Source organism: Streptomyces sp. Xyl84 (genome assembly GCF_059731885.1).
This window is the reverse complement of the sequence record NZ_AP029182.1, coordinates 250,203-272,378: the sequence shown is the minus strand read 5'-3', so window position 1 is coordinate 272,378 and position 22,176 is coordinate 250,203. Positions and strand designations below refer to the sequence as shown.

Below are 22,176 nucleotides of genomic sequence, written 5' to 3'. Positions count from 1 at the left end.
CCACCGGCCGCCGCCCGCGCGGCCACGGGCTCACCGCCCGCCCCCGGCCGGGGCCCGGCGCCGGCGCCGCAGGTACCGGGCCGTGGCCCCGGCGGCGAGCACCGTGCCGGCCGCCACGCACCACAGCAGCGGGTCCCGGTAGGGCGGGCGGGGCAGGGCGGGCGACGCGTCGAGGGGGAGGAGGGCGGTGTCGTTGCCGGGGGTGCGGTCGTACGGGTTGTGGGTGCGGACGGTGCCGTGGGCGCCGGGGACCTGCCGGTCGATGCGCAGGCGGAACCCGATGACCGTCGTGCCCCCTTCGTGCCGCACCTCGGAGAAGCTCTCGCTGCCGATGTCGCACACGAACGCCCCGCCGGGCCTGTCCGGACGCCCGCACGCCCATGTGCCGTGCGTGTCCTCGAAGGTGAACGGGACGGAGGTGACGGTGGTCCCCTCCGGCGGGACCACCTCGAAGCCGCCCAGCGACTCGGGGGTGCCGGGCCGGCCGGGGCCGTGGTCGCGCAGCCCGAGCCGCACCGTCACCGTCTCGCCGACCCGGCCGCGCACGGCCGCCGTCACGGGCTCGTAGTCGTCCTGCACGGTGGTCTCGACGGCGACCTGGCCGGTGCCGCCGGTGAGGCCGCGGCCGGCCGTGGGGACCAGCGTCAGCGGGGCGCCCGTGCCGCGCACGGTGAGACCGCCGGGTCCGTCCGGTCCGTCCGGTCCGCCGGGGTCGGACGACCAGGTGTACGACAGTGCGCCCGTCAGCTTCCCGGGGGCCGCGGTGAAGGTGAGCGGGGACCGGGTGCGGTACGCGGTGCCCGGCGCGGCCTTCGTGGAGAACGTGCACCACGCGGAGGTGAAGGAGGCGTCGAACAGGCAGTTGCCCGGCCGTGAGGTCAGCAGCAGACCGTCCCGCGCGGTGAGGTGCAGGGCGACGCCCCGCCCGGCGGTGAACCGGCTGCGGTTGGCGAACCGGGGGGTCAGCGGTACGGGATCGCCGGGCTCCACGCCGCGTACCGTCGTCTGCGTCCCGGGTGAGAGCAGCGCCGGGCCGCCCACGGTCATCCGCGTGGAGCCCGTGACGGGGGCCGCGTTGCCGGCCGTGGCCGTGTACGTCACCGTCCCGCTGTCGCCCGGTTCGACACCGTCCGCGCCGTGCAGGACGAAGGGCGTCTGCGACTCCCCGTCGCCGTTCTGCACGTCGCCGTACGCGCAGGTGAACACCGGGCCCTCGCCCGTGCAGTTCCCGCCGCCGCCCCGGACGGCCCGGGCGACGCCGGACAGTCCCGAGGTGTCCACGACGACCCGGACGTCGCGGGCCGGGCCCGTGCCGCCGGCCGGGACCGCGACGGGCACGGCGAAGCCGCTGTTCGAGGCGCGGGCACCCTCGTCGGCGCCGTACATGCGGAAGACCGCCGGGGCCTCGAACCGCAAGGCGACCTGGCTCCCGCCGGCCGCCGCGGGCGCCGGGAGCAGTACGAGAACCACAGCGAGGACGGCGCCCAGGACGGCGGTCGCGGTGGTGGAGCGGGCGAGGACGGCGGCGGCCGGGGCGGCCGGGCGTCCGGCGGCACGCAGGGGTCGGAGCATGCCCGCACTATGCCAGCGGCCGGCCGCGCGACGCACCGCCGTGATCCCCGCCCGTCTCACCACCGACCCCCGCCCGTCTCACCACCGGGCGGGAGTCGGGGCGCCTGGCCGGTGGCACCGGCACCGACCCGGCCGCGTCCACCCTGCACTGGCCGGCGGAGCACGGGACCGCCCGCGCACCCCAGGGGCGGGACGGCCGGTTCCGGACCCGAGGAGGTCCGGGCTCAGGGGGAAGTCCTGTCCGGGGTGTTCCCAAAGTCCTTACCGGCCAGTAAGAACCGTGGGTGACCCTACTCGGCCAGGAGGTCCGATGAGACGCACCAGGCACAGACTCCGGTGGACCGTCACCGCCGCCGTCGCGACCGCCGCCCTGCTCGGCACGGCGCCCGCCGCCGTCCCCGCGGCGGCTGCCGACACCACCGGTGCACGCCAGACGTCCTCCGCCCCGCTCCCGCCCGGCCTGGAGAAGATCCGGGCGGCCGAGGCCACCGCTCTCTACGGCGACCCCGCCGAACGACCGGCCGCCGAGCGCAGGACCTCCCTGATCTCCCTCGGTGACAGCGAGATCTCCGGCGAGGGCGTCGGCACCTACGAACCGCCGACCGACGGCCCCGACAACTGGTGCCACCGCTCGCCCGACGCCGCCGTCCACCGCACCGGCATCCCCGCGGACCTCACCTTCAACGTCGCCTGCTCCGGCGCCTACACCGGCAACATCAGGACCGGCGGCTCGAAGCAGTACGCCGACGAACTCGTCCAGAGCGACAGCCTGGCCGTCAAGGCGCGCAACACCCGCGTCAAGGCGGTCCTCCTGGTGGCCGGTGCCAACGACGACCTCCAGTTCGGCCCCGTCATGACCGACTGCGTCGAACGGTACCTGCTCTCCCAGGGGCCCTGCGCGGCCAAGTACGCACCGGGCTGGCAGGCCAGGGTCGACGCCCTGGTCCCCAAGGTCGAGCAGACCGTGCGCGACCTGAAATCGGTGATGCGCGACGCCGGTTACGCCGACGACGACTACAAGCTGATCGTCATGAGCTACCCCAGCCCCATCGGACCGGACTTCCGCGACAACCCGGGATTCCCGGGCAAGCTCGCCTGCGGCGGCCTCGGCTACGACTCCGACACCGCCTGGGGCCGCGACGTCGCCGTCCCCGCCTTCGAACGCGGCATCCGCAAGGCCGCCGCCGGCACCGGTGCGCTCTACCTCGACAACTCGCGCCTCTTCCACGGGCACGAGGTGTGCACCGAGGACACCTGGGCCCGCGGACTCTTCATCGACCTCTCCAAGCCCGGGCTCCCGGACGAGAACTCCGTCCGGCAGTCCTTCCACCCCAACGCCCGCGGCCACGCCGCCTTCGCCGAGTGCCTCACCCGGTTCTACGACTCCGGGCTGCGCGAGGCGTCCTGCGCCGACACCGCCTCCTCGGGCACGCCCACGCTCTTCCCGCACGCCTGGGACGACGTGTTCAAGCCGCTGAAGAACCAGGCGACCGGGGGCTGCGTGGACGTCGAGGCGTCCCAGAGCGCCGACGGCACCGCCGTCCTCGGCTGGGACTGCGCCGGGACACGCAACCAGGACTGGTGGTACGACCCGGCACGGCAGACCTTCCACACCGAACTCACCCAGGACCGCTGCCTGGACGTCCCCGGCGCCCAGTACCGGGCGGGCGCCGCGCTGATCATCTGGAACTGTTCGGGCGCGGTCAACCAGAAGTTCGTCCGCGAGGGCGCCACCGTCCGCCCGGCGGCCGCCACCGGCCTGTGCCTCACCCAGACGACGGCCCGTCAGCCGCTGCGCCTGCAGCCCTGCGACGGCTCCGCCGCCCAGCGGTTCACTTCGTAGGAACGGAACGGCCGCTCGCCGCGCAGAACCGGAGCCCGCCGCGGATCCGGTCCTCGCAGCCCGGAGAACCTCGACCGTACGGGGGTGCCCGACCGCTTGGAGAAGAAGTCCGACGGTACGAGGGAGCCGGTCCGCCCGGAGAAGTCCGACCGTACGGAGGCACCCCGTCCGGAGAAGTCCGACCGTACGAAGGTGCCCGACCGTACGGCAGTGCCCGACCGTCCGGAGGATTCCGGGCGCCTGCCGCAGACGGCGGCCCCCCGGCCGGCCGGCCCGTGCGCCGCATACGGCCCACGCGCCGGTGCGCCCCGCGTGCACGCCGCCGGCGCCGGCCACCGCGCCGGTCCGCTGGGCCGTCCGGGCGGGCCGGGCCCGGGCGCTCACCCGTCCGGCGGGCGGAAGGCGGACGCAGACGCCGGGGCGGGCCCCAGGTGGGGCACACTGGGTGCATGGGCGATCTCAATGCCCGGGGGGCATCCGCCCGGCGGTTCCCCCCGGAGCCGGAGAGCGTGCCGCAGGCCCGGCGGTTCGTACGAGCCGCTCTCGACCATGTCGCCGCGGACCTGGTGGAGACCGCTCAGCTCCTGGTCAGTGAACTGGTGACCAACGCGGTGCTGCACGCCTGCACACCGGTCGAGGTGACCGCCTGCGCCGAGGGCGGCACGGTGCGGGTGCGGGTGAGCGACCGGCGACCGGACCGCGGACTCGTACCGCACGAGTGTTCCCCATACGCCGGCACCGGCCAGGGCCTGGCCCTGGTCGGGCTGCTGGCCTCCCGCTGCGGCGTCGACACGGGCGAGGAGCACAAGAGCGTCTGGTTCGAGCTGCGCCCCGGCGGCGGCCCGCCGCGGCCCGCCGGCTGGGAAGTCACCGCGCCGTCCAGCCGTGCCGGGGCCACCGTGACACTGATCGACGTGCCCGAGGCCCTGTACTCGGCCTCCCAGCAGCACCGCAACACCTTGCTGCGCGAGGCCGTCCTGGCCGCAGCCGCCGGAACCGGCCTGGTGGGCGTGCCGGCGCACGACCTCGCCGTCGCCCACGACACCAGCAATGTGATCAGTGCCTGCATCACCGCCGCGCTGCGCGAGCAGCCCGCCGAGGCCGGGTTCCGCTCGCTGCGCCTGGGCATGCCGCCGGACGCCGGGCCGGCCGTGCGGACCCTGTGGGAGGTGCTGGACGTGGCCGAGGACGCGGCCCGTGAGGAGTGCCTGCTGACCCTGCCGGCGCTGCCCCGCAACCGCGTCTTCCACCACTGGCTGTTCGACCAGATCGCCGGCCAGCTCGACGGCGAGAACCCCATGGCGTGGAGCGTGGTGCCCCGGGAGCCGGGCGCCGGCCTGTCCGAACTGGTGCCCTGGGACGCCGGCCAGGTCAGTGCCGCGCGGGTGCCGACCATCGCCGCGGACGAGAGGAACGTGATCATCGCCGCGAACAGCGCCGCGGCGGACCTGCTCGGCCGGCACCCGGACGAGCTCCTCGGACAGCCGCTGACCATGCTGATGCCGGAGCACCTGCGCAGGCGCCACACCGGATCGTTCACCTCCCTGCTGCTCACCGGACAGCCCCGGATCCTGGGCCGTTCCGTGCCGCTGCCCGCCCTGCACGGTGACGGCCGGCTGATCCCCGTCCGCCTGTTCATCCAGACCCAGGAGACCGCCGACGGCCGTACCGTCTTCGTCGCCCAGCTCACCCCCAGGGCGGCCGCGCCCGTCGCACCGGTCAGTCCGCTCGGCCGCCCGCGCTCCGCGCCGTGGCCCCGGGAGCCGGGCGGGCCCCTGGAGCCGGCCGCCCATGAGGGCGCGCGTGCGGGGGGCGGCGGCCCGGCGGGCGTCTCGGCGCTGGAGCGGCTCGCCCTCATGGCCGACACCGGTGCCGCGCTCAGCAGCGCTCCCGACCTCGACGCGGGCCTGCAGCGGGTGGCCGGCATCCTCACCCGGCGGCTGGCCGACTGGTGCGCGGTCGACCTGTTCACCGAGAACGCGGAGGCGGAACGCGTCTGCGTCGTCCACCGGGCCCCGGGCGAGGTGTCACCCGAGGAGCACGAGGGACCGCTCCCGCCGGTCTCCGCGAGCGCCCGCGGACCGCTCGCGCGTGCCCTGCGCGGTGCGGGCCCCCTGCTGCTGACCGAGCCGCCCCCGCCGGACCAGGCCGGCAGCCCCCTGGACGTCCACTACCTGCGACTGCTGCGCCAACTGGGCGCCGACAGCGTCGTCGTCGCCCCGCTGCGGGCACGCCGGGAGGTCATCGGTGCCCTCACCGTGGCCCGCAGCGGGCGGCGCAGGCCCTTCACCCGGGCGGACCTGCCCCTGGTCGACGACCTCGTCCGCAGTCTCGCCCTGGGTGTCGACAACGCCCGCCTGCACCAGGAGACACGCAACATCGCCGAGCGCCTCCAGCGCTCGCTGCTGCCCGTGCTGCCGCAGGTGCCGAACCTGCGGCTGGCCGCCCGCTACGCGGCCTCCTCCACCACCGCGCAGGTCGGCGGCGACTGGTACGACAGCTTCGTGCTGCCCGGCGGCGACACGGCCGTGGTCATCGGTGACGTCGCCGGTCACAACCTCGACGCGGCCATCGCCATGAGTCAGCTGCGCAGCATGCTCCGCGGCATCGCCGTGGGCCGGGAGGAGCCCCCGGAGACGGTCCTGCGCCGTCTGGACGCGGCGAACCACAGTTTCTACCGGGAGGCCACCGCCACCTGCGTCTACGGGCTGATCAGGAGCTTCGGGGAGGGCCGGTGGGAGCTGGTGCACTCCTCGGCCGGGCACCTGCCACCGCTGCTGACCGTGCCGGGCGGCCCCACCCGGTTCCTGGAGGACGGCTCGGGCCTGATGCTCGGCGTGGACCCCGGCGTGCCACGAACCCGGGCGTCGGACGAGATCCCGGCCGACGCGACGGTACTGCTGTACACCGACGGCCTCGTCGAACGCCGCGGCGAACCCCTGGACCACGCCCTGGACCGGCTGAGCCGGCACGCCGCGGCCCTGGCCCGCGAACCCCTCGACGTGTTCTGCGACGAACTCCTGATCAGACTGGGCGCCGACGGCGAGGACGACATCGCCGTCCTCGCCGTCCGGCCCACGCCCTCCCCGCTCTGAGAGCTGCGGACGAAATGGGCGCCCGGCTCACGCCGCCGAGCGGGAACCGGCCGGGCGGCGCCGGAGCGCCGGGACCGTGAGCGACGGCGGAGCCCACACGCCGTCCGGCTGGTACACGTCGGTCCCGGGCGGCACGATCTCGTCGATCCGGTCGAGCACCGCGTCGTCGAGCACCACGGAGCGGCCCTTGAGGGTGGCGCGCAGCTGTTCCGGGGTGCGCGGACCGATGATCACCGAGGTGACCGCCGGATGCGCGAGCGGGAAGGCGACGGCCAGCTCCGGCAGCGAACAGCCCACATCCCGGGCCACCGCCACCAGCCGCTCGACGGCCTCCAGCTTCGCCGTGGTCGTCGGCGCCGACGGGTCGAAGCGGTCCGGGTGCAGGGTCGGGCGCCCGCTGCTCAGATCGGCGGCCCGGTCCTTGCGGTAGCGGCCGGTCAGGAACCCCGAGGCGAGCGGGGCCCAGGTCAGCACCCCCATGCCGAGGCGTTCGGTCACCGGGAGCACGTGCCGCTCGACCCCCCGGGCCAGCAGCGAGTAGGGCGGCTGCTCCGTGCGGAACCGCTGGAGTCCGCGGCGGTCGGCCACGTGGTGGGCCTCGACGATCTGGTCCGCCGGGAACGTGGAGCAGCCGAACGCCCGTATCTTGCCCTGGTGCACGAGATCGGTGAGGACGGAGAGCGTCTCCTCGACGTCGGTCCGGTGGTCGGGCCGGTGCACCTGGTACAGGTCGATCCAGTCCGTGCCCAGCCGGCGCAGGCTGTCCTCGACCGCGCGGACGATCCAGCGCCGTGAGTTTCCGCCCCGGTTGGGGCCCTCCCCCATGGGGAAGTGCACCTTGGTGGCGAGCACCACGTCGTCGCGCCGGCCCTTCAGCGCCTTGCCGACGATCGTCTCCGACTCCCCGGCCGAGTACATGTCGGCGGTGTCGACGAAGTTGATCCCCTCGTCCAGCGCGGTGTGGATGATCCGGGCGCACTCGTCGTGGTCGGGGTTGCCGATGAACCCGAACATCATGGTGCCGAGGCAGTAGGGGCTGACCTCGATGCCGGTACCGCCCAGAACGCGGTGGCGCATGCGCTTCTCCTCTTGGATGTCGTCCGCTGGTGGGCGTGACCCTACGAGTTGGAGCCCGCTTCAGGGCAAGGGCCCTGTGGCGCGGGCGTTCCGCGGCCGCCGCGCGCCAAGCGGCGCTCGCCGGAGGGGAGTTCCTCCGGCGGGCGCCGCGTCGAGGGCCCCGGTTCAGCGGACGTCGTAGGCCCGGGTCACGGTCTGGGTGACCGAGTTGCCGTTCGTGTCCGTCAGGGTGGTCCTCAAGGTGACCTGCCGGCCCGATGCGCCGGCGTGGTCGACGGTCGCGCTCCAGACGCCGTCGTGCTCGGCCGTCGCCGCCTCGGTCCAGGTGGCACCGCCGTCGTAGGAGTAGGACAGCTCAGCGGCGCGCAGCCCTCCGGGGTGGTAGCCGGCGTGGCCGGTGACGCCCAGGGTGATGCGCTGCCCGTCCCGCGCGGCCAGCGTCTTCATGCCGTCCTCGGGCAGTCCGTACCGCGGGAAGAGGACCGGCAGCCCCCGCGAGTACACGTTCTCCTCCAGCCGGGAGCGGAACGACCACGTGGTCTCGGTCGCCACGGACCGCTTCCAGACCTGCGCGGGCTGCCCGATCTTCGTCGTCGTCAGGGTCAGTTCGTACGCGGAGTCGGCCGCCGGGACGGTGAAGGAACCGAAGGGGTAGGAGCTGGTGCCGGCCTCCTCGCCGTCGATGCGCAGCGTCATGGACCCGAGGTCGCCGAAGGACCCCTGGACGCCGCTGTGGTCGCTGTCCCCCCAGAAGGCCGGCGCGATGCCGATCCGGTCGCCCTGCCGCTCGGCGGCGAGCTGTTCCCCGCCGGAGGCGTCCCGCGGCGTGGCCGGGGCCAGGACACCGCCGTACCAGCTCTCGGTGAGCAGCCGGCCCGCCTGGTGGGTGCGGACGGCGCTGGTCATGCTCTCGCCCCAGGGGAAGCTGCTGGAGACGCTCTGCGAGAAGCCGGTGCCGCCCGCGGAGTAGTACTCGGTGCGCTCGCCGGGCGCCGTGACCGGGTCGACCGAGCCGAGCACGATGTCGGTGTCCGGACGGTGCGCGACGACGGTGGACAGGTAGTCACCCGCCGCGCCCATGGCGTGCAGGACGGACCGGGTACGGCCGAGGCGGGCGTCCCGCACGCGGTACGTGCGGTCGGAGGCGACGGGGCCGCTCTCCGGGAGGGCGAGGTTGTAGACGTACGGGCTGACCGCGGTGGCCCGCCAGTGGACGACGACGGGCCCCGAGGCCAGCCGCTGCCGCAGGTCCTTCGCCTCCGCGGCGGGGAGCCCGAGCACCGGCAGGGGGCCGCCGGTGTAGCCGACCGAGGGGTACCAGCGGCCCGTGGTGTCGTGGTGGGTGAGGAGGGCGACGGCTCCGGCGGCCGCGGCGGCCCGCGCCTGTTCCAGCACGGAGGTGGTGCCGTCCGGGATCCGCACCAGGGCGATCTTCCCCTTGACCTGCGCCGCGGCCAGCTCGGTGGCGGTGCCCGCGCCCGCGTCCACCACGTCCGCCCGGCCGGTGCCGTCGAGGTTCACGGAGCCGGTGGAGGCCGTGACCGGGTGCAGGTCCGGCCCGCCGGCGATGCCGAAGTCCGTGATCTGCGGGGCGTAGCGGCGCCAGTAGCTGCCGAACTCGAAGCCGCCGTCGTGGGCGCGGCCCTGCACGTCCGCGTAGTAGTTCGCGGTGCCGCGGCCACCGCTCATGCTGCCCGCGTGCAGCCAGGTGCTGTCCCAGGTCCGGGCGAAGGCCAGCGTGGCGCCGCGGTCCTCGGTGGGCCGGTCGGTGCGCACGGAGAGGCGGTGCGCCCGGCGCGCGTCGAGGACGACGGTGGTGTCCTTGGTGATCTCCAGCTGCGGGCGGCCCTCGTACGTCACCGAGTCGGCCGCCGGGCCGTCGCCGTCGGGGGTGACGACGAAGGAGGACAGGAAGTAGCTGCCGGGACGTATCCGGTACGTCTGCTCGGTGGCGCCGTCGTTGAAGCGGCGCTCGCCGGAGGCGTCGTCGGTGCCGATGAGGTCCAGGGAGGAGGAGCCGCCGGCGGGGTGGCCGCCGCGGTCGACGAGCCGGACGCGGAGGCTGACGGTTCGCGGCTGGACGTGGAGCGAGAACGGCGTGGACACGGTGACCTTGCCCGAGGTGGCGGTCACGCGGCCGGTGACGTCGCCGTACTGGCCCGCCTTGAGCGGGGCCGCCGGGTCCAGCCGGAGCGGCACCTCGACGGTCGCGCCCGCCGGTACGGTGACGGACCCGCTGTCCAGCCGGGCCACGGCCGAGCGGACGGCGCTGCCGTCGTTGCCGGTGACGTGCTCCACGCCGAGGCGGAGTGTGACCGGCCGGCCGGTGGTGTTGGTGTAGGGCACCTCGACGGTGGTGCGGTCCGCCTCCGTCTGCGGCCAGTCGAAGCTGCCGCCCTGCACGGCGGGCGCACCGAGCACCGTCTCGTCGACCGCGGCCTTCACGTCGAGCCGGCCGCCGCCGGTCTCGCGCACGTCCCCGGGGACGGTGCTGTCCGCGGAGGACACCAGCGCGGCCTTGATCTGTTGCGCGGTCCAGTCGGGGTGGCGCTGGCGGACGACGGCGGCGGCACCGGCGACATGCGGGGTCGCCATGGAGGTGCCGCTCATCTCCCGGTACGCGTACAGGCCGCGGCCGCCGGCGGAGGCGGCCAGGATGCCGACACCGGGCGCGGCGATCTCCGGCTTGAGGGTGTGCGAGGCGTAGGCCGGGCCGCGGCTGGAGAACGACGCGGTCGCGTCGTTCCCGTCGACGGCGCCGACGGTCAGCACACTCGGCGCGCAGCCGGGCGAGGAGACGGAATTGAGGGACGGTCCGGTGTTGCCGGCCGCGATGACGAACAGCGTGTTCCTGCTGGTGCGGGCCAGTTCCTCGGTGGCGGTGGCCATCGGGTCGGAGCAGTCGGTGCGGGCCGGGTTGCCCAGGCTCATGGAGACGACGTCGGCGTGCCGGGCGACGGCCCATTCCATGCCCGCGATGATCCACGAGGTGTCGCCGGAGCCGGAGTCGTCGAGGACCTTGCCGATCAGGAGGTCGGTGCCCGGTGCGACACCGCGCTGCCTGCCGCCGCCGGCCGCGCCGGTGCCGCCGACGGTGGAGGCGGTGTGGGTGCCGTGTCCCTGCCGGTCGTCCGTGTCGGGCGAGTCGGTGAAGTTCTCCGTGGCGCTGATACGGCCCTGGAGATCGGGGTGTCCGGCGTCGACGCCGGTGTCGAGCACGGCGACCTTGGTGCCCCTGCCGTCGTACCCGGCGGCCCAGGCCTGCGGCGCGTGCACCTGCCGCGTCGACGTGTCCAGGGCGGCCTGCACCTTGCTGTCCAGCCACAGCTTCTTCAGGCCCCGGGCCGCCCGTGAGCGCGGTGCGGAGATGTCCGCCCAGAAGGCGGCGGCGTTCTTCTTGCCGGCTTTGAGGGCGATGCCGTCGATGGAGTCCAGGACGAGTCCGCGCCGGGCCCCGCGCGGTGTGGCGGGGGCCTCGCGGGTCACGCCGGCGGCCTTGTCGTAGACGGCGATGAGCGGCAGCACGCCGGAGTGCGCGTCGTCGTAGCCCTGCCGCACCAGTCCGCTCACGTTGAACAGTTCCTGGTCCACGCGGTCGGCGGCGAGGGCGGCGGCGGCGCTCTCCGGGTAGACGTAGAGGTCCTTGCCCACCTGCCGGGTCTGCAGGAGCGGGGTGCTGCCGTCCTCGGCGGGCAGCGCGACCGCGGAACTGTGTCCGGACGGATCCCCGGTGACCAGGACCCGGTCGCCGGTGACGAGCGTGACGACCGTGCCGCGCGCGGTCTGCGCCGCGGCCGCGGCGGTGCCGAGGACGGGTCTCTCGTGTGCGGTGGTGTCCCGGGGCGGTGCGGCCATCGAGGGCACGGCCGCGGTGACGGCCAGGACCGTGGCCGTCGTGACCCCCAGGACTGTTCGCGATATCGAGCGCATCGCTCTCCCGAATCTGTGCACCGGCACGTGCGTACCGGTGTCACGTCTGCGCGATCCGCCCGTGCGGGCATGCGTGAACAGCCGGATCGCGGAAGGTGGTTGGTGCTGCGGTGGGCACCACCCTGGCAGACGGACCGCTGGGGGGAGAGGACGGGACGAGGCGGTTTTACGCTGTGGCCGTTTCCCGCCACCGGGCCGGGCGGCGGCGCGGGGGACGAGACGGGCCGGCCTCGTGGAACAGATCCCTGCTGTCGCGTTGTTCACGACGTGTCCCGATCGCACCGGCCCCGGTGCGATCGGGACGGCCCCACCCGGAAGCACACCTGCGGCCACACCCGAAGACACTTCCGGAGAAACACCCGAAGAGCACTCAGAAACACGTACAGACAAGGAAGTCAGCTCATGTTCCACCGCGTTCTCGTCGCCGTCGACCCGAGCCCCGCCCGCCACGCCACGGTCCGGCTGGCCGGTGACGTGGCCCGGCTGACCGGCGCCAAGGTCCGGGTGCTGCACGTCGCCCCCACCGCGGCCACGCTCGCCGCCGTCGTCCCCCTGGAGAACGACGCGGAGGCCAAGACCGTCGTCGACGAGGCCGTCACCACGCTGCGGGACTCGGGCGTCGACGCCGAGGGCGCCGTCGCGGGCGGTCTGACCACGCAGATCGCCACCGCCATCTCCGCCGCCGCCGAGGAGTTCCAGGCCGACCTCCTGGTCCTCGGCCACCACCACCGCAGCGCCCTGGAGGCATTCATCAGCCCGCGGGTCAGCGACGCCGTCGCCCACGCCAGCCGGATCGCCGTCCTCCTGGCCCCCGAGGACGGCACCGCGACCGGGCGGAACTGAGCACCGAGGCCCCGGAGAGCTGACCCCCGAGGGCGGCTCCATCGCGGCCCCGCACATGACGGAACAGCGCTCCGGACGACTTACCGAGCGCTGTTCCGCTGTGTCGACGAATCACTGTCCGCAGCTCTTGAGGACACTCCAGGACGGCCGGGGTCAGGGCTCCGGCTGCTCCTCGTCGGGATCGGTCGACCAGCGGGACAGGAGTTCCTCGAAGGCGTCCATCCCCAGCAGGAGCAGCATCATCGCGATCGGAGTGCACAGCGCTACCAGAACCATGGAGCCTCCCGAGGGGAGCACCGGCGGACTCTTCACCCGGCCCCGCGAGCCGCACGCGGCGAGGCACTTCTCAGTGTGGGGCCGAATGGGCTAAAGCGCACTTCGTTGCCGGTGTGACTGCTGAGGCCCTGACCGGGGCGGCAGCGGCGCGCCCGTGCCGCGTCCCGGGCGTCCTGGCCAGGGTGCCGTCTTCCCGCGCCTTCCCGTGGCGCGGCGCCCCCGGCGGTGGTAACGCGGTTCCCGCCCTCCGGCGCGCCGCCCCGAGCGCGTCGCGCGTGCCTTCAGCGCCGACGCCGTGCGCGCAGCGGCGCGTAGACGAGCAGGGCCGCCACGAATCCGACCGGGTAGGCGAGATCGGCGCCGTGCAGGGCCCGCGCGGCCGGTCCGGTGTACAGGCCGGTGTTCATGAACGGCACGGACACGGCGAAGGCGACGACGAACGCGGTGAGCGCCGGCCACCAGGACTGCGGGCGGGCCGTCTCGTGCGACAGCTCGACCGGGCGGCCGCCGCGGGCCCGGGCACGGGCCGCCCAGTCGACGATGACGATCGCGAGGAACGCGGGGATCCAGTACCCGACGAACAGCAGGACGTTCTGGAAGCGGGCGGTGGTGTCGGCCGCGTGCATCCACAGCACCAGCGGGAAGCCGAGCAGCGCGGCGAGGGCGGCGGCGAGCGGCCGGGGCAGGCGTACGCCCATGGTCTGCAGCGCCAGCGACCCGCTGTAGTCGTTCATGGCGTTGCTGCACAGGGCCGCGAGCGCGATCGAGAGGAGTCCGAAGGCGCCCAGCGGGCCCCCGCCGAGCAGTGCGTCGACACCGTGGGCGGTCTGGTCGGTGAACTCGGCGGCGCCCCACAGGCCGAGCGCCTGCACCGCCACGAAGGACAGGCCGATGCCGAGCAGGGTGCACCAGAACATGCGCGGACGGGACGCCGAGCGGGGCAGATAACGGCTGAAGTCACTGGCGTACGGGGCCCAGGACAGGGCCAGACTCAGTGCGATCGTGCAGGTCAGGACGAACGCGCCGGCCTTGTCGGCGCCGTGTGCGGTGCCGGCCGTGGCCGCCGGGTGGGCGTGGTCCAGGAGCTTGACCGCGAGGACGGCGAAGGCCGCGGCGAGCGCGAACGTCATCACCGTCTGCAGCCGGTGGATCGCCTCGTAGCCGAGCACGCCCAGGGCGCCCTGGCCGGCCATCATCACCAGGACGCCGGCCCAGAACGGCCAGCCGCACAACTGGGCCAGCGCCTCCCCGCCGAACAGGCCGATCAGCGCGTCCCAGGCGATGGACGACAGCCACTGCAGCGCGGCCGGCACGGTGACGGCCCCGCCGAAGGCCAGCCGGGCCAGCGGCATCTGCGCCGCGCCGGTACGGCTTCCCCAGGTGCCCAGGTAGGCGGTGGGCACCGCGCCGAGCAGGGTGCCGAGCACCACGGCGGCGAGAGCGGTGGCGGCGTCCAGTCCGAGCGCGATGCCGACGGTGCCGGTGAACACGCCGGTCATGGTCAGGTTGGGGGCGAACCAGACGGTGAACAGCCGTCCCGGACCGCCGTAGCGGCTGTCCTCGGGCACCGGCGTGATGCCGCGTGCCTCCATCCGCAGATCACCGGGTGCCGTCGGCATCCGCCCGTCGAAGACGTGCCGCGGGCCGGCGACGGCCGGCTCGGTGCGGGCATGCGGCCATGACATGTGACATCCCTCCGCCAGTCCTAACTGGTTCAGGTTCGACGGGTGTGATCTCAGCCCCTGCGGGGGCACCCCGTGTCCAGGTACGGCCGCCAGGATAGCCCGGCCCGCCGTCAGGCCTCGCCCGGGTCCGGCACGTCGAGCGCCAGCACGGCGAAGGTGGCCAGCCAGTGGTCGGTGGTGAAGTCGCCGCGTTCCACGGCGGGCAGGCCCGCGGCGAGGTGCGCGTCGGCCGCCTTCGCCAGGCGGCTGCGGACCGGGCCGGCCGGCAGCGCCCCGGCGATCGACCGCAGTGCGGCGGCCCTGCTCAGGGCGAGGCCCAGCAGGTGACCGATCTGCGGATCGGCGTGGTCGGAGACGACGGGCACGTCCAGGAGCGGGCAGGGCGCGCCGGAGCGCAGCGCGGGCAGGAAGCGGTCGAGCCACTGCGCGAACCGCTCCCCGTCGAGCACCCGGCGCATCGCGTCGGCCTCGCTCAGCGCGGGCGACAGGAAGTCCTGGCCCGAGGGCTCCCAGTGCGCGGGGGCGTCGTGGTCGTCGGCGAACCAGGCCAGCAGGCGTTCGCGCACGGCCTCGGTGGTCGTGGCCGACAGTTCCCCGGTGTCCAGGAGGAGACCGAGCGCGAAGGCGCTGTTGGGGTGGTTGCCGTGGCGCACCGGATAGGTGGCCTTCGGCAGCCAGTCGGCCAGCAGCCGGTCGACGGCGGCGACGGCCGGTGCCAGCGCCTCGCTCCAGCGTGCGCCGGCGGCGCCCCCGTACGCCCGGCACTCGGCGGCGAGCGCGACCAGCCACGCCCAGCCGTAGGGCCGCTCGAAGGAGGGCCGCTCCAGGAGGTAGGCGGCCTCGACGGCGAGGGCGTCCGGGGTGAGGTGCCGGTCGAGCACCTCGGTGAACGGCGCCGTCCCGGCCAGGGCGGGCGTCGCGCCGTGACGGCGCAGCATACGCACGAGCAGCCAGTGCATGTGGACCGAGGAGTGCCAGTCGTAGGCACCGTAGAAGGCCGGGTGGAGGGTGCTCGGCCGCACGTCCTGTCCGGCCGAGGTGACCAGGTGGGCGGGGAAGTTGGGGTACTCGCGGGTGATGTTGGCGAGGGCGAGCCGGGCGAAGGGCTCCGCGTAGGAGGTGAGCGGCATCAGTGGGTGGCCCCCTCGGTGGTCTTCAGGTCCTGGCCCGCCGGGGTGGTGGCGGCGGCGACCAGCAGGGCGCGCAGTCCGCGGGCGACGGTGGCGGGCTCCAGGGCCGGGGCGGTGCCGTCGGTGACCTGCTCGGGCGCCCAGGGCACGTGCACGAAACCGCCGCGGACGTGCGGGAACTCGGTGGCGATCAGGTGGCCGAGGCCGTAGGCGACGTGGTTGCAGACGAAGGTCCCGGCGGTGTGGGACACGGCGGCCGGGACCCCGGCCGCGCGCACGGCGGCGACGCAGGCCTTGACGGGCAGCGAGGAGAAGTAGGCGGCGGGGCCGCCGGGCACGACCGGTTCGTCCACCGGCTGCGCGCCGTCGTTGTCGGGGATGCGGGCGTCGTCGAGGTTGATGCCGATGCGTTCGACGGTGACGCCGGGACGGCCGCCCGCCTGGCCCAGGCAGAGGACCAGGTCGGGGGCGCAGGCGCGGACGGCGTCCCGCAGCGCGCCGAGGGAGGTGGCGAAGACGCAGGGGAGTTCGGCGGCGGTGACCGTGAGCCCGGCGGGCGGCTCGGCGGCCAGGAGGGAGGCCGCCTGCCAGGAGGGGTTCACTGTCGCGCCGCCGAAGGGGGCGAAGCCGGTGACGAGCACACGGGTCATGGGACTTCCTTCACGGGGGACGACGGTGGGACGGGTCCGGCGCGGCGGCCCGGCGCGCGGTGCCGGCCGGGCGGCTCAGAAGGCGAAGACCGCCATGATCACGGTGCAGCAGACCAGGAGCGGCAGTGCCGTCGGGATCTGCGCCTTGATCGGCCCGTACTGGTCCTTCAGTTCGAGCAGGGTGGCCGGGACGATGTTGAAGTTGGCGGCCATCGGCGTGCACAGCGTGCCGGCGAAACCGGCCAGCATGCCGATGGCGAGGACGGCCGCCTCGTTGCCGTGCATCTGCTCGATCAGGACGGGCCAGCCGATCGCCGCGGTCATCACCGGGAAGGCGGCGAACGCGTTGCCCATGATCACCGTGAAGAGGAACATCCCGACGCAGTACGCGATCACCGCGAGGTACTTCGAGTTGTCCGGCAGCACGTCGTCGACGATCTTGCCGACCTGGGTGCCGACCCCGGCCAGCGCGAAGATCGACCCGAGGACGGCGAGGAGCTGGGGCAGCAGCAGCGCGGAGCCCATCGCCTCCAGCATGGAGCGGCCGGAGTGCAGCGGCACGGAGAGCTTCTTCTCACCCGTGACGAGCATGCCGACGACGAGGGCGACGACGCATCCGACGCCGAGGCCGATCAGCGTGGCCTTGCCCGTCTCGAACAGCCCGGAGTCGTCGAGCACGGAGGCGCACACGATCGCGACCAGCGGGATCGTCAGGGCCGGGATGAAGATCCGGCTGCCCAGCCGGGCGGCGGAGGCCTCGCGCTGCTCGGCGGTGGTGGTCACCGGGACGCCCTTGCCGAGGAAGTTGAACCCGGCGAGCACGATCAGCACCAGGACCGCCACACCGAGCGGTTCGGCGGGCAGGGTCCAGCCGCCGTTGTGCGCCTCGCCGTTGGCGACGCCGGTGCCGTAGGGGAAGGTGAGGCCGAGCAGCCCCCAGAACGCCGCGGACGTCCACCGCTTCGGGTTGCTGCGGTCGGCCGCCATCTGCACGGCCATGACGACGAAGACGAGGCCCACCAGCCAGTAGAGCCATTCGACCTTGATCACTTGGCGGTTCCCTTCGGCAGCGGCAGGTCGTGCTCCGCGGCGGCGAGCGCCATCTCGCGCTCCAGTTGCCGGTCCAGGAGCAGCAGACGGGCGCCGTGGATGAGGAAGGCGCAGACGGCGAGCGGGATCGCCCACAGCGCCAGCTGGGTCGGTTCGAGTTCCTGGTGGTACGTCGAGTTCACGAAACCGGTGATCAGGAGGATCGAGCCGATCGCGATGAAGCAGTCCTCGCCGAAGAAGACACCGACGGTGTCCGCCGAGGCCGCGTAGGAGCGCACCTTCTCGCGCAGGCGCTCGGGCAGCGCCGCGCCCGTGGTCCGTTCGGCAGCCGCCTCGGCCATGGGCGCGACGAGCGGCCGCACGGTCTGCGCGGGACCGCCGATGCTGTTGAGGCCGAAGGCCGCCGTGACCTGCCGGACCAGCAGGTAGACGGTGAGGAAGCGGCCGGCACTGAGGCTGCCGAGACGGCCTATGAGGTTGCGGGCCTGCTCACGCAGGCCGTAGCGCTCCAGGAGGCCGATCACGGGGAGCACGATGGCGAAGACGGTGACCGAGCGGCTGTCGGCGAAGGACCGGCCGAAGGCCGCGAGGACCTCCAGCGGGTTCATCCTGCCGAGCAGTCCGGTGACGATCCCGGCGACGCCCACGACCAGGACGGGATTGCGGCGTGTGACGAATCCGAGGATCACCACGACCACACCGAGGAGAACGATCATGCGCGGCCTTCTTCAGGCGTTGGGGACAGGGTGCCCCGCAGGGGCGGAGCCGGGCTTCCGGTTCCAGGGGGATGCACGGACCCTAGGCGATCGTTGAACGATCGAACAAGGGGTGAATTCACGTCGCTGTCTCCGGGCGGCCACGGCACCCCTTGTCGGATCGTTCAACAATCGTCTACTTTCGAGGCGTGATCGATCTCAACGCGGACCTCGGTGAAGGCTTCGGACGCTGGACCCTCACCGACGACGACGCCCTCCTGTCGGTCGTCACCAGCGCCAACGTCGCCTGCGGCTTCCACGCCGGCGACCCCTCGGTGATGCGCCGCGTCTGCGACCTCGCCGCCGAACGCGGAGTACGGATCGGGGCCCAGGTCTCCTACCGTGACCTGGCCGGCTTCGGACGGCGCGCCATGGACGTGCCCGGCGAGGAACTGGCGGCCGAGACGGCCTACCAGATCGGGGCGCTGCGCGTCTTCGCACAGGCGGCAGGCACTGACGTGGCTTACGTCAAACCGCACGGCGCTCTCTACAACCACACCGTCCACGACGACGAGCAGGCCGCCGCGGTCGTGGCCGGGGTGGTCCTCGCGGGGGGTGGCCTGCCCGTGATCGGCCTGCCCGGCTCGCGCCTGCTCGCCGCCGCGGAAGAGGCGGGGCTCACCGCCGTGCCCGAGGCCTTCGCCGACCGCGCCTACACGCCGGACGGCACCCTCGTGCCGCGCCGCAGGGAGAACGCCGTCATCACGGACGAGGACGCCGTGGTGCGCCGAGCGGTCGCCTTCGCGGTCGACGGCGTCGTCCAGGCCGTGGACGGCACGAGCGTCACCGTCGCCGCGCGCTCCCTGTGCGTGCACGGCGACACGCCGGGTGCGGCCCTCATCGCGGCCCGGGTCCGCGCCGCGCTGGAGAGCGCCGGCGTGGAGGTCGGAGCCTTCGCATGACGGGCGAGCCGCTCCTGACCGTGCGCACCGCCGGCCGGCACGCCCTCCTCGTCGACCTGCCCGACGCCGAGCGCACCGCCGCCTTCCACACCGAACTCCTGCGCCGCCGCGCGGCGGGCGCCCTGCCCCCGGTGGGCGAGATCGTGCCCGGAGAGCGGACCGTCCTCCTGGACGGCGTCCCCGACCCCGCCGCGCTGGCCCGCCTCCTCGCCCACTGGGACGTCCCCGCGCGGATGGAGGACGCCGGGGGAGTGGTCGAGATACCCGTCCGCTACGACGGGCCCGATCTGGCCGAGGTGGCCGCTCTGTGGGGGATCGGCGTCCAGGAGGTCGCCGCCCGTCACTGCACCTACACCTATCGCGTCGGTTTCTGCGGGTTTTCCCCCGGGTTCGGCTACCTCACCGGCCTGCCCGGGACCCTGCACGTGCCGCGCCGCGACACCCCCCGCACCCGGGTACCGGCCGGCGCGGTCGGCCTCGCGGGCCCTTACACGGCCGTGTACCCGCGCGCCACCCCGGGCGGCTGGCAGCTGATCGGCACCATGCCCGACCCCGGCCGGCTGTGGGATCTCACCCGGGACGAACCGGCGCTCCTCACCCCCGGCACCCGGGTGAGGTTCGTCGCCGAGGACGGGACGGCATGAGTTCCGAGATCACCGTCGTACGCCCCGGCGCCCTCACCACGGTCCAGGACGCGGGCCGGCCCGGCCACGCCCACCTGGGCGTCCCGCGCTCCGGAGCGCTGGACGCGCCCGCCCTGCGCCTCGCCAACCGCCTGCTCGGCAACGACCCCGACGCCGCCGCCCTGGAGACCACGGTGACCGGCTGCGCCGTGCGCGCCCGCCGGGCCGTCACCGTCGTGGTCGGCGGCGCGCCCTGCCCCGTGACGGTCGACGGCCGCCCCGCCGCCTGGGGCACACCGGTGCACGTGCCCGCCGGCGCGGTCCTCGACGCCGGAACCGTGACGGCGGGACTGCGCTCGTACGTGGCCGTCGCCGGCGGTGTCGCGGTCGCACCGGTCCTCGGCAGCCGCTCGACCGACCTGCTCTCCGGGCTCGGCCCGGATCCCCTGCGCGCGGGAGACGTCCTCCCCCTGGGCGCCCCCACCGGGCCGACGGCGCTGCCCGGCGCCGTACCCTGGCCCGCCCCGCCCGGCGAACTCGTCCTGCCCCTGCGCCCCGGGCCCCGCGCCGACTGGTTCACCGCGGCCGCGCTGCGCACCCTGTTCTCGGCGACGTACCGCGTCTCCCCGCACAGCAACCGCGTCGGCCTGCGCACCGAGGGGCCCCCGCTGCAGCGGGCGAGGCCCGGTGAACTGCCCAGCGAGGGCATGGTGCTCGGCGCGGTGCAGGTCCCCCCGGACGGGCGCCCCGTCGTCTTCCTGAACGACCATCCGACGACCGGCGGGTATCCGGTGATCGGGGTCGTCACGGAGCCCGGCCTGGCATCGGCCGCCCAGGCCCCGGCGGGGACACCGGTGCGGTTCACGCCGGCGTGAGGAACCGCGCCCCGGCCCGGCGTGGACGCCCGGCGCGGGTACGTCGGCAAGGCGCGCGCCGCACGTCCGCTCCCGGCCGCGGAGGTGCCGTACCCGGGGTCCGTGCCGACGGCAGTGTTTCCGTACCGACGACGGCGGTCGCGTACTGACGGCAGAGGTGCCGTGCCGGCGGCGGGCCGGCGGCGGCAGGGAGGCCGGATACAGGGCGGGCAAGGAAACCGGATCCGGAGCCGGTGAGGGGGCCGGATCCCGTCAGGCAGGGCGGGCCGGGGCGGGACGGGCGCACCGCAAGACGAGGCCGACGGATGCGCAATCCCGCGCATCCCCCCACCGTCGTGCCCGCACTAGCGTGACGGAATGCCGTACCACTACCGCGTCACCGCGCGCTCGCAGGCGAAGCCCGGGACCGTCTACACCATGCTCCTGATCGGGGTGACCTGGCCCGCCTGGTCACCGATCGACTCGGTCGAGATCGAGGGCGGCGGTGACCCCGCCGAGCGCCAGGACGTCGGCGACACCCGGATCTTCCGCACGGGCCGGGCCGTCTCCCGTGAACGCATCACCGAGCTGGTCACCGACCGCCGGTTCGTCTACGAGAACGCGGGCGGGCCGTTCCGCTCCTACCGGGGCACCGTCGAACTCGCCGAGGCACCGCACGGCGGAACCGACATCACCTGGGCGGCCGACTTCGAACCGAGGCTGCCCGGCACCGGGCGGCTGTGGCAGTGGTACCTGACCCGCTACATGCGACGGATGGCCGAAGGCCTGGCGGCCTACGCGGGCACGGCCGCCGGCCACGGCACGGCCGGGTGAGAGCACCCGCCGGGACCGGCCGCCGCAGGGCCGCCCTCCGGCCCCCTGCGGCGAGCCCGCCCCGAGGCGGTCCCGTGCCCGTCCCGCCCGGCGGCACCGACCGTGAGCCGCCGTGGGCGGCCGCCCGCCGCACGTGCCACGCGCGGCTCAGGTCCGGACGGGGACGGTCGCCACGAAGCGGCCCACCGCGTCCGCGACCGCCCCGGGAGCCTCCAGCGGCAGCAGGTGCCCGGCGCCCGGGACGACGGTCATGCCCGCGTGCGGCACGAAGGGCAGCAGACACTCACGCAGCACGCTGGGGGGCTCCACCGCGTCGTGCTCCCCGGCCAGCACCGTCACCGGGACCTCGATGTCCCGCGCCTGAGCGGTGATGTCCTGCGCGATCCCGCGCAGCGGCCACTCCGTGCGGGCGTCGTCCGCGGCGGCGAGGCTGTCCCGGACGACCGTCTCCCGTGTGTCCCGGGGGAGCGTGACGGAGGTCAGGACGTGGTCCAGGGCATGGCCGACGGACTCCGGTGAATCGTAGGCGCGGGACAGGCCCTGCCGGTACTCCTGCGTCACGGCGGCGGCCGGCAGCGGGGGAGCGGGCGCCACCAGCACCAGACCGGCCAGCCCCGACGGCCGCCGGGCCGCGGCCAGTTGAGCGACCTTCGCGCCCATCGAGTGACCGACGAGGACGAAGGGGCCTCCGACGCATTCCCCGGCCACCCGGATCAGGTCGTCGGCGAGCCGGTCGAGGTGGTACGGGCCCGGCAGCGCACGCGACGTGCCCCAGCCGCGCTGGTCGAAGCGGACCGTCGCCTGCTCCCGCGGCAGGCGCCGCACCACCTCGTCCCACGTGCCCGCCGAGCCGCCCCAGTAGTGCGTGAACACCAGCGCGACCGCACTGCCGCCGCCCCCGGTCCGCACCCGCAGCGAGCCGCCCGCCACGGCCACCGTCCTTGTAGTATTCGACACCTTCACGTCCTCTTTCCGCTGTCGCGGCAGACGGGCCCCGTCCGGAACCGGCCCGAACGGCGCGCCTTGCCTGCCTCGCTCACGAGGACGACGCTATGCC

The 22,176-nt window shown here is 74.4% G+C and carries 17 protein-coding genes and 1 riboswitch; of the genes, 7 read left to right on the top strand and 10 right to left on the bottom strand.

Features of this window, described 5'->3' with window-relative positions; all coding sequences use genetic code 11:
- Positions 1–30: 30 nt before the first annotated feature.
- Positions 31–1,572 (bottom strand): hypothetical protein, encoded by a 1,542-nt coding sequence (locus tag AC6I72_RS01160; protein WP_497998741.1) that lies wholly within the window; start codon positions 1,570–1,572, stop codon positions 31–33.
- A gap of 310 nt (positions 1,573–1,882) precedes the next feature.
- On the opposite strand from AC6I72_RS01160, the gene AC6I72_RS01155 reads away from it, so the two are divergent.
- Both AC6I72_RS01155 and AC6I72_RS01150 read left to right on the top strand, forming a co-directional pair.
- Positions 1,883–3,415, top strand: coding sequence for a ricin-type beta-trefoil lectin domain protein (locus AC6I72_RS01155; protein WP_497998739.1), 1,533 nt, complete (start codon positions 1,883–1,885; stop codon positions 3,413–3,415).
- 449 nt (positions 3,416–3,864) lie between these two features.
- Positions 3,865–6,510: a SpoIIE family protein phosphatase gene (locus tag AC6I72_RS01150; RefSeq protein WP_497998738.1), complete on the top strand. Its 2,646-nt coding sequence runs from the start codon at positions 3,865–3,867 to the stop codon at positions 6,508–6,510.
- 27 nt (positions 6,511–6,537) lie between these two features.
- Here AC6I72_RS01150 and AC6I72_RS01145 read toward each other — a convergent pair whose 3' ends face one another.
- Complete coding sequence (locus AC6I72_RS01145) at positions 6,538–7,587, bottom strand: aldo/keto reductase (protein ID WP_497998736.1); 1,050 nt, start codon at positions 7,585–7,587, stop codon at positions 6,538–6,540.
- A gap of 165 nt (positions 7,588–7,752) precedes the next feature.
- Entirely contained in the window at positions 7,753–11,517 is a 3,765-nt protein-coding gene (locus AC6I72_RS01140; RefSeq protein ID WP_497998734.1) for a S8 family serine peptidase, read from the bottom strand.
- 402 nt (positions 11,518–11,919) lie between these two features.
- On the opposite strand from AC6I72_RS01140, the gene AC6I72_RS01135 reads away from it, so the two are divergent.
- Positions 11,920–12,360, top strand: a complete 441-nt coding sequence (locus tag AC6I72_RS01135) for a universal stress protein (protein WP_497998732.1) — start codon at positions 11,920–11,922, stop codon at positions 12,358–12,360.
- Positions 12,361–12,513: 153 nt separating this feature from the next.
- Here the strand turns inward: AC6I72_RS01135 and AC6I72_RS01130 are convergent, their stop codons facing one another.
- The 6 genes from AC6I72_RS01130 to AC6I72_RS01105 all read right to left on the bottom strand — a co-directional run bounded on the left by AC6I72_RS01130 (position 12,514) and on the right by AC6I72_RS01105 (position 17,867).
- The gene (locus tag AC6I72_RS01130; RefSeq protein ID WP_366724693.1) at positions 12,514–12,636 is read right to left on the bottom strand and encodes a hypothetical protein; all 123 of its coding nucleotides are present in this window, start codon (positions 12,634–12,636) and stop codon (positions 12,514–12,516) included.
- A 281-nt stretch (positions 12,637–12,917) separates the two neighbouring features.
- Positions 12,918–14,321 carry a purine-cytosine permease family protein gene (locus AC6I72_RS01125; RefSeq protein WP_497998730.1) on the bottom strand — a complete coding sequence of 468 codons (1,404 nt, stop codon included), beginning with the start codon at positions 14,319–14,321 and terminating at the stop codon, positions 12,918–12,920.
- Positions 14,311–14,404: riboswitch (TPP riboswitch) on the bottom strand. It overlaps the preceding gene by 11 nt.
- A gap of 27 nt (positions 14,405–14,431) precedes the next feature.
- The gene (locus tag AC6I72_RS01120; protein WP_497998728.1) at positions 14,432–15,451 is read right to left on the bottom strand and encodes a DUF2891 domain-containing protein; all 1,020 of its coding nucleotides are present in this window, start codon (positions 15,449–15,451) and stop codon (positions 14,432–14,434) included.
- Positions 15,451–16,101: a pyroglutamyl-peptidase I gene (gene pcp, locus AC6I72_RS01115; protein ID WP_497998727.1), complete on the bottom strand. Its 651-nt coding sequence runs from the start codon at positions 16,099–16,101 to the stop codon at positions 15,451–15,453. The genes AC6I72_RS01120 and pcp overlap by 1 nt, the downstream gene beginning before the upstream one ends.
- 75 nt (positions 16,102–16,176) lie before the next feature.
- On the bottom strand, positions 16,177–17,151 hold the full coding sequence (locus AC6I72_RS01110; RefSeq protein WP_366724697.1) for a DUF979 domain-containing protein: 975 nt from the start codon (positions 17,149–17,151) through the stop codon (positions 16,177–16,179).
- Positions 17,148–17,867, bottom strand: a complete 720-nt coding sequence (locus AC6I72_RS01105; RefSeq protein ID WP_037854922.1) for a DUF969 domain-containing protein — start codon at positions 17,865–17,867, stop codon at positions 17,148–17,150. The genes AC6I72_RS01110 and AC6I72_RS01105 overlap by 4 nt, the downstream gene beginning before the upstream one ends.
- 188 nt (positions 17,868–18,055) lie before the next feature.
- Between AC6I72_RS01105 and AC6I72_RS01100 the strand changes: the two genes are divergently transcribed.
- The 4 genes from AC6I72_RS01100 (at position 18,056) to AC6I72_RS01085 (ending at position 21,119) form a co-directional block, all read left to right on the top strand.
- Positions 18,056–18,808 carry a LamB/YcsF family protein gene (locus AC6I72_RS01100; RefSeq protein ID WP_497998724.1) on the top strand — a complete coding sequence of 251 codons (753 nt, stop codon included), beginning with the start codon at positions 18,056–18,058 and terminating at the stop codon, positions 18,806–18,808.
- A complete protein-coding gene (locus tag AC6I72_RS01095) occupies positions 18,805–19,452 on the top strand; it encodes a 5-oxoprolinase subunit B family protein (RefSeq protein ID WP_497998723.1) in 648 nt (215 codons plus the stop codon). Before AC6I72_RS01100 ends, AC6I72_RS01095 begins: the two co-directional genes overlap by 4 nt.
- A complete protein-coding gene (locus AC6I72_RS01090) occupies positions 19,449–20,306 on the top strand; it encodes a 5-oxoprolinase subunit C family protein (RefSeq protein ID WP_497998721.1) in 858 nt (285 codons plus the stop codon). Before AC6I72_RS01095 ends, AC6I72_RS01090 begins: the two co-directional genes overlap by 4 nt.
- Before the next feature lie 357 nt (positions 20,307–20,663).
- Entirely contained in the window at positions 20,664–21,119 is a 456-nt protein-coding gene (locus tag AC6I72_RS01085) for an SRPBCC family protein (RefSeq protein WP_497998720.1), read from the top strand.
- A 147-nt stretch (positions 21,120–21,266) separates the two neighbouring features.
- Here the strand turns inward: AC6I72_RS01085 and AC6I72_RS01080 are convergent, their stop codons facing one another.
- Positions 21,267–22,049: an alpha/beta fold hydrolase gene (locus tag AC6I72_RS01080; protein WP_498004547.1), complete on the bottom strand. Its 783-nt coding sequence runs from the start codon at positions 22,047–22,049 to the stop codon at positions 21,267–21,269.
- Positions 22,050–22,176 lie beyond the last annotated feature (127 nt).

Bases quoted from the DNA above. Each gene is read 5' to 3' on its own strand.
- AC6I72_RS01160 (WP_497998741.1), bottom strand. From the start codon at position 1,572: ATGCTCCGACCCCTGCGTGCCGCCGGACGCCCGGCCGCCCCGGCCGCC.
- AC6I72_RS01155 (WP_497998739.1), top strand. From the start codon at position 1,883: ATGAGACGCACCAGGCACAGACTCCGGTGGACCGTCACCGCCGCCGTC.
- AC6I72_RS01150 (WP_497998738.1), top strand. From the start codon at position 3,865: ATGGGCGATCTCAATGCCCGGGGGGCATCCGCCCGGCGGTTCCCCCCG.
- AC6I72_RS01145 (WP_497998736.1), bottom strand. From the start codon at position 7,587: ATGCGCCACCGCGTTCTGGGCGGTACCGGCATCGAGGTCAGCCCCTAC.
- AC6I72_RS01140 (WP_497998734.1), bottom strand. From the start codon at position 11,517: ATGCGCTCGATATCGCGAACAGTCCTGGGGGTCACGACGGCCACGGTC.
- AC6I72_RS01135 (WP_497998732.1), top strand. From the start codon at position 11,920: ATGTTCCACCGCGTTCTCGTCGCCGTCGACCCGAGCCCCGCCCGCCAC.
- AC6I72_RS01130 (WP_366724693.1), bottom strand. From the start codon at position 12,636: ATGGTTCTGGTAGCGCTGTGCACTCCGATCGCGATGATGCTGCTCCTG.
- AC6I72_RS01125 (WP_497998730.1), bottom strand. From the start codon at position 14,321: ATGTCATGGCCGCATGCCCGCACCGAGCCGGCCGTCGCCGGCCCGCGG.
- AC6I72_RS01120 (WP_497998728.1), bottom strand. From the start codon at position 15,451: ATGCCGCTCACCTCCTACGCGGAGCCCTTCGCCCGGCTCGCCCTCGCC.
- pcp (WP_497998727.1), bottom strand. From the start codon at position 16,101: ATGACCCGTGTGCTCGTCACCGGCTTCGCCCCCTTCGGCGGCGCGACA.
- AC6I72_RS01105 (WP_037854922.1), bottom strand. From the start codon at position 17,867: ATGATCGTTCTCCTCGGTGTGGTCGTGGTGATCCTCGGATTCGTCACA.
- AC6I72_RS01095 (WP_497998723.1), top strand. From the start codon at position 18,805: ATGACGGGCGAGCCGCTCCTGACCGTGCGCACCGCCGGCCGGCACGCC.
- AC6I72_RS01090 (WP_497998721.1), top strand. From the start codon at position 19,449: ATGAGTTCCGAGATCACCGTCGTACGCCCCGGCGCCCTCACCACGGTC.
- AC6I72_RS01085 (WP_497998720.1), top strand. From the start codon at position 20,664: ATGCCGTACCACTACCGCGTCACCGCGCGCTCGCAGGCGAAGCCCGGG.